The following is a 9,410-nucleotide window of genomic DNA, read 5'->3' as shown; positions in this document are numbered from 1 at the left end:
CGCTGCCTGAGCCGCAGCATAATTATTTGTCCAGTATGTGTCATCCAGAGTAAGATTCCGGCTGACACATTCCTGTCGTGCCCGCGGGCGCCCCGAGTGTATCCGGGCGCCCGCGCCATTTGTCGAACCAGAGAGCCGTACCCGCTGCCATGAAATGTCCATTCTGCCACCATGACGAGACCCAGGTCCTCGATACGCGCGTATCGGAGGAAGGGGATTCCATCCGGCGCCGGCGCCGCTGCGGCAAATGCGACAAGCGTTTCACGACGTACGAACGGATTGAACTGATCATGCCGGCCGTGGTCAAAAAGAACGGCAGCCGGACGGAGTTCGCTGCGGATAAGTTGCGCGGCAGCCTGATGCTGGCCTTGCGCAAGCGTCCCGTCGCGGCCGCCTCGCTCGATATGGCCATCGCCACTATCGAAGAAAAGCTGCTGACCAGCGGCAAGCGCGAAGTCGATTCCGGCTATATCGGCGAACTGGTGATGCAGGAACTCAAGCGCCTCGACAAGATCGCGTATATCCGCTTCGCATCCGTCTACAAGAATTTCGAAGACCTGGCCGAGTTCCAGGATGCGATTGCCGAGGTAGGGCAGCCGCGCAAGCCTTAACCCCCAGCGCAAGTTCTGGGGTCGGACCCTGGAGGGTCCGACCCCGGCATTTGCCGTTGGGTTAATTTACGACAATCATCACCTCTCTTTTCTTCAAGCAAGCGGCCTGATCAACTCCAGCGCCGCTTTTTTTACGGCTTTTTCTTCTATCGCTGCGCCGTTTGCGCTACCTCATCGCTGCCACTGCCAGCACGCCTATCGTGTAGCAGGGCCGGCACCGTTGCGGCCCGCTTTTCTTCTTTCGTCCGAAAGCGGAGGCAAGCATGCGCAGTGCCGTTCATGCCAGAGGCAGCACGCTGGTCGAAGTGCTGGTCGCCATTGTGCTGCTGGCCGTGGGCCTGCTGGGCGGCAGCGCCATGCAACTGTCCTCGCTGCGCGCGCGCCATGAATCGGCGCTGCTGTCGCAGGCGGTGCAGCAGGCGGCCAGCATGGCCGAGCGCATGCGCGCCAACAGCAGCCAATGGCAGGCGCCCGATGCCGGCAATCCCTATATCGGCCTCGACTATGAAGCGGGTCCGGCGGAGGGCGAGCCGGCGGCACCCGATTGCCTGGGTGCTGGCTCCTGCGACGCCGCGCAGCTGGCGCAGTTCGATATCGCCGAATGGAAACAGCAACTGCGCACGGCCTTGCCCGGCGCGCGCCTGCGCATCTGCCGCGATAGTCAAGCTTGGGATGCGGCCGCGCAAGGCCTGCAGTGGGCCTGCAGCGGCGGCAGCGGCGCACCGGTCGTCATCAAGCTGGGCTGGCGCGGCCGGCAAGCCGCGGGCCGCGCCGCGCAGCAGGCGGCCGCCTTGCCCAGGATCGCCCTGCAACTGGCGGGCGGCGCCCCATGAACTGCCAGCGCCAGCACGGCATGACCCTGGTCGAGCTGCTGGTGGCGCTGGGCCTGGCCGCGCTGCTGATGCTGGCGTCGAGCGCGGTGCTGCTGGCCGCCAGCCGCAGCTATCTGGACCAGCTGGAATCGGCGCGCCTGGCCGACAATGGCCGCTATGCGTTTGACGCCATCGCGCGGGCGCTGCGCCAGACGGCCTGGGTCGACTGGGACGCGACTGCTGCACCGCTGGCGCATGCCGCGCACGACAGCGCCAATCTCGCCGGACTCGATGCGCGCAGCCTGAACAAGAACAGCGACGGCATCGGCAATCCCCTGACCAACAGCGTCAATGGCAGCGACGTGCTGGCCCTGCGGTTTTACGGCACCGGCGATGGCGCCGTGCTCAACTGCGCCGGCTTTGGCGTGGGCGCCGCCGCTACCGAAGCGCAACGCGGCTGGAGCATTTTCTATGTGGCACAGGACGAGGGTGGCGACGGCGAGGCGGAATTGCGCTGCAAGTATCGCGCAAGCAATGGCGTTGGCTGGGGCGCGGACGCGCTGATACGCGGCGTCGACAGTTTCCAGGTGCTGTACGGCCTGGACACGGATACGCCGTCCGACGGCATTGCCAATCAGTATGTCAATGCCAGCGAGCTCGACGCGCGCGATGCGGCGCTGGTGCTGGCGGGCGCCAGCGAGGCCGAACGCCAGCGCGATTTGCAGCGCCGCACGCACTGGAAGCGGGTGGCCAGCGTGCGCGTGGCGCTGCTGCTGCATGGTCCCGGCATGGCGGGGGATGCGACAGCTCCGCCGCAATACGACCTGTTCGGCGCTGCGTATGCCGACGCCCATGCCGGGCAGGATCCGGGCGTGCGCATCGTGCCGGCCAGCTTGCCGCCAGCGCAGCGGGGACGCCTGCGCCAGCTGATGCAGGCCACCATCATGCTGCGCAATGGACCGGCATAAGCACATCGTGGCGCAACGGGAATACGGCGCGACGCTGGTGTTTGCGCTGTGCTTGCTGGTCGCCATCCTGCTGCTCGGCGTGTCGGCCGCGCAAATGGCCTTGCAGGGCGAACGGTCCGCGCGTGGCGAGCGCGACCGGCAGATCGCTTTCCAGGCCGCGGAGGAGGCGCTGATGGATGCGGAACACGACATCGAAGGCTTGCCCGGCGCGCCGGGACGCAGCACCTTGTTTGCTGCTGACAGCGCGGCCGGTTTTGCCGAAGGCTGCGCTGGTGGCGAGCCCGGACTATGCCTGCCGGCCGCCAGCGGCGTGCCGCCCGTGTGGCTGAGCACGGATCTGGGCGTGGCCGATTCGGCCGCCGGCACGGTAGCCTATGGCCAGTTCACCGGCGCCAGCATGCAGACGGGCGCAGGTTTTCTGCCGTTCCGGCGGCCGCGCTACCTGATCGAATTGCTGCCGTTTCACCCGCCAGGAGAAGAAGTGGAGGCCTCGGCCGGCGAGCCCGCCGCCGGTTATCTGTACCGCGTCACGGCCATCGGTTTTGGTGCGCAGGAAGACACGCAGGTGGTGCTGCAAACGTTTTATCGCAAGCAGGCGCCGGGAGAAACGCCATGAGGTGGCGTCTTCCGAGCTTGCTGCTGGGGTGCCTGGTGTGCCCGACTGTGTTGGCCGCCACGCCGCTGGTGGATCTGTCACGCGCCGACACCGGCCAGCATGGCGCGCGCGTGCCGCCCAATCTGCTGTTGAACCTGTCGCTGACGCACGCGGCGGCCGGCGCCGCCCACGTGGGCGACTATAGTCCCGCGCGCGACTACGCGGGCTATTTTGATACGCGCATGTGCTACCGCTATCCCTACCGCAGCGTCGATGGCGCCAGCGTGCCGGACCTGCGTGCCGGTACCGGCTATTTCTCCGTCAGCAAGGCCGCTGACGCCCTGCATGGCTGTGGCGGCGACAGCTTCAGCGGCAATTTCCTGAACTGGGCCAGCGCCAGCCTGCTCGATATCGTGCGCTATGCGCTGACGGGTGGCGACCGCGTGATCGATGAAGTGCGCAAGACGGTACTGCAGCGCGCCTATCTGCCCGATGGCAGGAACGGTATCGATTTTTACGCGCACCCGTATCATTTTGCGCGCAAGCTGCTGCGGGAGGGTGTGCAGGCTGCCACGCCGTTTGCCGTGTCGCAGCTGGCCATCGTGTCGTGCCGCGACCGGCTGCTGTTCGGCGATGGCGCGCAGCCACTGGAGGGCAGTTGCGATGCGCCGGGCAAGGCGGGTGCGCTCGGCGTGCTGCTGGCCCGCGTGCAGGTCTGCGATGCCGATGAAGGTCCGGAGCGGCCGGACTTGTGCCTGGCGTACGGCAAAAACTACAAGACGGCAGGTGCGCTGCAGCGCCATGCTGGCCGGGTGCGCGTGGGCGTGTATGACGGCGTGCTGCAGGCGCCAATGGCGCATCCCGGCGCGCAGCGCTGGAGCGCACCCGACTTCCTGCCGAAAGACAATCCCGCCGCCGAATGGAATGCGGCAACGGGTGTCCATGCGGCGCGCAATGGCGTGATCGCTGCGATCAACCGGTGGGGGCGGAACGAACAATCGCCAGGCGCTTACGTGGCAGCGGCGCCGCAGGCCGAGCTGCTGTATGAATCGCTGCGCTATCTGCAGGGACGCCAGGCCAGCGTCGCTGGCACGTCATGGAGCGACCCGCAACAGGCCAGTTGCCAGCGTCAGGTGGTGGTCACGCTGGGCGATGCCGGTGCGTCAGCCGATCGCCAGGTGCCCGGCAATACGGTGCCGGGCGCTGGCGGCGCAGCGCGCGTCGCCGACAGTTTTACCACGCCGCCGCTCGATGTGATGGCCTGGACGCGCGCGGTCGGCATGCTGGAAAGCGATGGCGGGAAGGGCAATCCGCAGCCGTTGCCTGCGCTGGCGGCGCTCGACCTCCTAAACTACGGGCGTGACGACGCCAGCTTTTATGCGGCCGGTCTGGCCTACTGGTCGCATCGTCAGGCACTGCGCGCGGGCAGCGGCCGCGTCGTGCATCATGCGGGCGACCTGATGGCGACAGCGCCACAAGCCGATGCCATCACGCCGCTGCGGCTGGCGGCCAAATATGGCGGCTTCCTCGATGAAAACGGCGATGGCAATCCGTTTTACAGCATTACCGGCAATGCGTATGCGGAATGGAGCCGCAACCAGGACTTGCCTGCTCACTATTTTCCTGCTGGCGATCCGCCGGCGCTGATTGCCGGCCTGCGTGCGGCTGTGCAGCAGGCCGACCGCGCCACTATCGCGCCCGCGCTCGCCGGGCCATCGCTGCTGGCATTGGCGCGCAATGGCGAAGACGCCTACTGGTTCGACGCGCAGCTGCAGCTGGGCGAGGGTGCCATGCGCCTGTCGCGCCATGCGTTTCGCATCGGCGCGGACGGCGGCGTGATTGCCGGCAAAGCCCTGTGGCAAGTCGACAATGCTTTACGCGAGCGGCCCGTGTATACGCTCGGTGCGCAGGGTGCCCTGATAGCGCTGCCATGGGCCGGATCGGCTACTTTGGCTGCCGCACCGTATGGCAATCTGGTGCATGTCGGCACGCCCGGACTGGGCCTGCCCGGCGCCGGTTACTTGCAGCATCGCCAGCGCCAGCAGCAGCGGCGCAAGATGCTCTACCTGGGCACGGGTGACGGCCTGCTGCATGGCTTCGATGCGGGCAGTGGCAAGGAACTGTTTGCCTATCTGCCGCAGGCATTGCCGCAACAGGCGGCACCGGCATCCGGCCCCTTGCACGGCGGTGCGGCCGCCAGCGCGGAAGTACGGCTGGCGGGGCGCTGGCGAACCGTGCTGGCGTCCGGCATGGGCGGCGGCGCGCAGGGCGTATTCGCGCTCGACATCACCGATCCGGCGCGCTTTGCGCAGGAAGGGGCTGTATGGGAGTTTACCGACCGCGACGACGCCGTCATGGGCAATGTACGCGCACCGCCTGGCTTTGCCCGCGTGAACATGGGCGGCAAGCAGGGCGCACTCGTCTACCGCGATATGCTGGTGGTAAGCAGCGGCTACAACAACACGCAGGACGATGGCAAGCAAAGCACAGCGCCAGCATCGTCGGCCGCCATCTTCCTGCTGGCGCTGGACAAGCCTGCCGGTACGCCGTGGCTGCTGGGCAGCAATTACCATCGCCTGAAAATTCCCGTCAGCAGCGAGCCTGGCGCGGTTGAGGCGCACGCGCTGGCGCCGCCGGCCCTGGTGGCGGGCGGCGACGGCGCGCTGGCGTATCTGTATGCCGGGGATCTGCAGGGCAATATCTGGCGCCTCGACATGGCGACCGCCCCGCCGTGGAAGGATGGCGCAGGGCGCAAGCTGGTATTTGTCGCGCGCGATGCGCAAGGGCGGCGCCAGCCTGTCACCCAGCAACCGAAGGTGGCCTATGCGCCCGGCGGCGGCTATCTGCTGCTGTTCGGCACGGGCAAGCTGGTCGAACCGGCCGATACCTGGCCGGCTGCGTTCCTGCCGCAATCGTTTTATGCCGTGCATGACGACCTGAACGAGCAGTCTCCCACGCGCAGCCGCGACGACCTGGCGCTGCGCAGCGTCGATGCGGTGGCAGGGAAGGATGAGCTGGCCATCGGCGGCGCTGTTTTGCATGACACGGGAGGCGGCGCGCGCCACGGCTGGTATCTGGATTTTAACGGCAGCGCCAACACCGGCGAGCGCAGCGTGCACAGCGGTGTGCTGGCGGCCGGCAAGGTGGCATTCAATACAGTGCTGCCTGGCCGCGACCCGTGCGCGCAGCCGGCAACACGGCTGTATGTGCTCGATGTGCTGAGCGGCTTTGCGGCCGATGCGGCTGGCCTGGTGCAGGCGGGCGAGGAAACCGGCAGCCTGCTTGCCGGCCTGGCGCGCGCGCCGCCGCAGTTGCTGGAAGTGGCCAGCAAGGTGGGCGTGGCCGGCGCCACCGGACGCGCCGAAGGGCGCAAGCAGCTGGCCGTGCTGCAGCCGGGCATGCCGGGCAAGCCAGCGGTGAAGGTGGCCAGCGGCTCCTTGCCGGCCAAGCGGCTGGGCTGGCGCGAAGTGGCGAACTGGCGCGAATTGCATGAGGCGGCCAAGAAGTAGTGCGCCAAGGACAGGAGAAGTTGCCATGACAGGTTGCGGATTGAAAAGCACAGGCGGCTTTACCCTGAGCGAACTGCTGGCCGCGCTGGTGATCGTGGCGATGCTGCTGGCGCTGGCCGTGCCCGCTTACCACGCGCATCTCGTGCGCGCCAAACGCGTGCAGGCTCAGGCTACGCTATTGAAACTGATGCAGCAACAGGAACGGTATTATTCGCAAAACAATACCTACCTGGCGTTTTCGGCCGCTTCGCAGGACGCGCCGGACCCACAGTTTCAGTGGTGGTCCGGCGACGAGGCGGAGGAGGGCGCCGTGCGCAGCGCCTACGAGATCGATGCGATGGCCTGTCCGGATCTGGCAATCACGCAATGCGTGCTGTTGCGCGCCCGCCCCGGCACCGCCAGGGTGGACCAGCAGTTTCGCGACGCCGACTGCGGCGTGCTGACGCTGCGCAGCACGGGCGAGCGCGGCAGCGGCGGTCCGGCGGCGCGCTGCTGGCTTTGATGGACGAACCGTATGAACCGCACCGTACACGGCCACACGCTGCTGGAATTGCTGGCCGTGCTGACGATCAGTGCGCTGCTGGCGTCTGCCGCCTTGCCCGGACTGCAGGAAATGCTGGCGCGCCAGCGCCTGCGGGCGGCCTCGAACGATCTGTTTTCTGCCATCGAACTGACGCGTGCGCAGGCGATGGCGCGCGGGCGGCGCGTGCTGATGATGCCGGCCGGCAGCGGCGGCCTCGACTGGCGCACAGGCTGGCTGGTGTTTGTCGACCGCAACGCCAACCTGGCCTACGATACGGGCGACGAATTGCTGTTCCGGCAGGAACCCTTGCCCGGCGCAATCGAGGTGCAGTTCGGTTTTGGCTCGGGCACGGCGCCCTTGTATATCGCCTACAATGGCGCGGGGCGCAGTTGCAGCGCCAGCAACAGCCTGGCGGCGCGCTGGGGCACCTTGTCCTTGATTTTGGGAAAACAGGCTCGACATATTAAAATCAATATGCTGGGCCGCGTGCGTGTCTGCGATCCGCAGCGCGATGCCAGTTGCAGCGGCGTGGGCGAAAGCTGACGTTTGCGGGCGCCGCATATCACCTGTCAACCAAGATCGGATTGTAGAAGCCTGTGGAAATATTCAATGATGTAGATGGCATGCGCCTGGCGCTGGAATGGGCTGAAAAGGGCTTGTATACGACTTCGCCAAACCCCCGCATCGGCTGCGTGATCGCCTGGAATGGGCAGGTACTGGGCGCGGGCGTGACGCAGCCGGCCGGCCAGAACCATGCGGAAATCGAAGCGCTGGCGAACGCCGCCGCGCGCGGCATCATCGACGTGGCAGGCGCCACCGCTTACGTCACGCTGGAGCCGTGCAATCACCATGGCCGCACGCCACCGTGCTCCGATGCGCTGGTGCGCGCCGGCATCGGCCGCGTGGTGGTGGCGATGACGGATCCCAATCCGCTGGTGGCAGGCCAGGGCCTGGCCAAGCTGGAGGCGGCCGGCATCGAGGTCACTACCGGCGTGCTGGCCGACGAGGCCCGCGAACTGAATATCGGCTTTTTCTCGCGCATGGAGCGCGGCAGGCCGTGGGTGCGCATGAAGTCCGCCGCCAGCCTGGACGGCATGACGGCATTGCACAACGGCCGCAGCCAGTGGATCACCGGGCAGGCGGCGCGCGACGACGGCCATGCCTGGCGCGCGCGCGCCTGCGCCATCCTGACCGGCATTGGCACCGTCAAGACGGACGATCCGCAACTGAATGTGCGCGCGGTCGACACGCCGCGCCAGCCGCGCCGCATCGTCATCGACAGCCGGCTCGAGATCAGCCTTGATGCACGCGTGCTTGCCGGCGGCGGCACCTGGATCGTGGCGGCCGTCTCGAATCCCGAAAAGGAAGCGCAGCTGCATGCACTGGGCGCCGAAGTCATCCTGCTGCCGAACAGCTCCGGCAAGGTCGACCTGCCGGCGCTGATGCTGGAACTGGGCCGGCGCCAGATCAATGAACTGCACGTCGAAGCGGGCTCCAAACTGAACGGCTCGCTGATCCGCGAGGGCTGCGTCGATGAGCTGCTGCTGTACCTGGCGCCGTCCCTGATCGGCGACGCGCAAGGCATGTTCGGCTTGCCGGCACTGGCCGACCTCGACCATCAATACCGCTTGCGCTTCCACGAGGTCAGGCAGGTCGGCGACGATGTGCGTATCCTTGCCCGCTTCAATACCGTCAAAACTTAATTACACTCACTGATAGGTCTACCATGTTTACAGGAATTGTTGCCGCCATCGGCAAGATCGACACCGTTCAACCGCTGGCAGGCGGCCTCGACGCAGGCGTGCGCCTGTCCATCAACGCGGGCGGCCTGCCGCTGGCCGACGTGGCGCTGGGCGATTCGATCGCCATCAATGGCGCCTGCATGACGGTGGTGGAAAAGACCGACACGGCGTTTGTGGTCGATGTCTCGCGCGAAAGCCTCAACTGCACCGTTGGCCTCGATACCACCACCGAAGTGAACCTGGAAAAAGCGCTGACCCTGGCCGAGCGCCTGGGCGGCCACCTGGTCTCCGGTCACGTCGATGGTTTGGGCGTGGTGCGCAAGTTCGAAGCGGTTGGCGAATCGTGGGAGCTGGTCATTGAAGCGCAGCAGGACCTGGCGAAATACCTGGCCTTCAAGGGGTCGGTGGTGGTCAATGGCGTGTCGCTGACGGTCAACCGCGTGGAAGACCTCGGTGTCGGCGCTATCGACGGCTGCCGTTTCTCGATCAACCTGATTCCGCACACCATCGCCATGACCACCTTGAAACACCTGACGGTGGGCGCGAAGGTGAACCTGGAAATCGACCTGATCGCGCGCTATGTGGAGCGCATGTTGTCGCTGGACAAAGCTGCCGCCAAGGTTGCCGCCTGATCTTGCTGCAAAGAAGAG

General features: G+C 66.5%; 9 protein-coding genes. All 9 read left to right on the top strand.

All coding sequences use genetic code 11. The annotated features are described in order from the left end of the window. The first annotated feature begins 149 nt into the window (after positions 1–149). The 9 genes from nrdR to RTQ46_RS16800 all read left to right on the top strand — a co-directional run bounded on the left by nrdR (position 150) and on the right by RTQ46_RS16800 (position 9,392). Positions 150–611, top strand: coding sequence for a transcriptional regulator NrdR (gene nrdR, locus RTQ46_RS16840; protein WP_312438308.1), 462 nt, complete (start codon positions 150–152; stop codon positions 609–611). Positions 612–874: 263 nt separating this feature from the next. Then, a complete protein-coding gene (gene pilV / locus RTQ46_RS16835) occupies positions 875–1,444 on the top strand; it encodes a type IV pilus modification protein PilV (RefSeq protein WP_312438306.1) in 570 nt (189 codons plus the stop codon). Next, positions 1,441–2,391, top strand: coding sequence for a PilW family protein (locus RTQ46_RS16830; RefSeq protein WP_312438305.1), 951 nt, complete (start codon positions 1,441–1,443; stop codon positions 2,389–2,391). Before pilV ends, RTQ46_RS16830 begins: the two co-directional genes overlap by 4 nt. A 7-nt stretch (positions 2,392–2,398) precedes the next feature. Continuing rightward, positions 2,399–3,007: a PilX N-terminal domain-containing pilus assembly protein gene (locus RTQ46_RS16825; RefSeq protein WP_312438302.1), complete on the top strand. Its 609-nt coding sequence runs from the start codon at positions 2,399–2,401 to the stop codon at positions 3,005–3,007. Continuing rightward, complete coding sequence (locus RTQ46_RS16820; protein ID WP_312438301.1) at positions 3,004–6,495, top strand: pilus assembly protein; 3,492 nt, start codon at positions 3,004–3,006, stop codon at positions 6,493–6,495. Before RTQ46_RS16825 ends, RTQ46_RS16820 begins: the two co-directional genes overlap by 4 nt. 25 nt (positions 6,496–6,520) lie before the next feature. Continuing rightward, a complete protein-coding gene (locus tag RTQ46_RS16815) occupies positions 6,521–6,997 on the top strand; it encodes a type IV pilin protein (protein ID WP_312438300.1) in 477 nt (158 codons plus the stop codon). Positions 6,998–7,009: 12 nt separating this feature from the next. Then, the gene (locus tag RTQ46_RS16810; RefSeq protein ID WP_312438298.1) at positions 7,010–7,561 is read left to right on the top strand and encodes a GspH/FimT family pseudopilin; all 552 of its coding nucleotides are present in this window, start codon (positions 7,010–7,012) and stop codon (positions 7,559–7,561) included. Positions 7,562–7,614: 53 nt separating this feature from the next. Beyond that, entirely contained in the window at positions 7,615–8,721 is a 1,107-nt protein-coding gene (ribD, locus tag RTQ46_RS16805; protein WP_312438297.1) for a bifunctional diaminohydroxyphosphoribosylaminopyrimidine deaminase/5-amino-6-(5-phosphoribosylamino)uracil reductase RibD, read from the top strand. A 23-nt stretch (positions 8,722–8,744) separates the two neighbouring features. After that, entirely contained in the window at positions 8,745–9,392 is a 648-nt protein-coding gene (locus RTQ46_RS16800) for a riboflavin synthase (RefSeq protein ID WP_312438295.1), read from the top strand. The last annotated feature ends 18 nt before the right edge of the window (positions 9,393–9,410 follow it).

It is taken from the genome of Janthinobacterium sp. (assembly GCF_031995485.1).
Classification (GTDB): Bacteria; Pseudomonadota; Gammaproteobacteria; order Burkholderiales; family Burkholderiaceae_D; genus Janthinobacterium.
The sequence above is the reverse complement of the archived record's forward strand: the minus strand, read 5'-3'. Positions and strand labels throughout refer to the sequence as shown.

Coding starts and splice junctions, on each gene's coding strand:
- RTQ46_RS16800 (WP_312438295.1), top strand. CDS start 8,745: ATGTTTACAGGAATTGTTGCCGCCATCGGCAAGATCGACACCGTTCAA.
- RTQ46_RS16830 (WP_312438305.1), top strand. CDS start 1,441: ATGAACTGCCAGCGCCAGCACGGCATGACCCTGGTCGAGCTGCTGGTG.
- RTQ46_RS16820 (WP_312438301.1), top strand. CDS start 3,004: ATGAGGTGGCGTCTTCCGAGCTTGCTGCTGGGGTGCCTGGTGTGCCCG.
- pilV (WP_312438306.1), top strand. CDS start 875: ATGCGCAGTGCCGTTCATGCCAGAGGCAGCACGCTGGTCGAAGTGCTG.
- RTQ46_RS16810 (WP_312438298.1), top strand. CDS start 7,010: ATGAACCGCACCGTACACGGCCACACGCTGCTGGAATTGCTGGCCGTG.
- nrdR (WP_312438308.1), top strand. CDS start 150: ATGAAATGTCCATTCTGCCACCATGACGAGACCCAGGTCCTCGATACG.
- RTQ46_RS16815 (WP_312438300.1), top strand. CDS start 6,521: ATGACAGGTTGCGGATTGAAAAGCACAGGCGGCTTTACCCTGAGCGAA.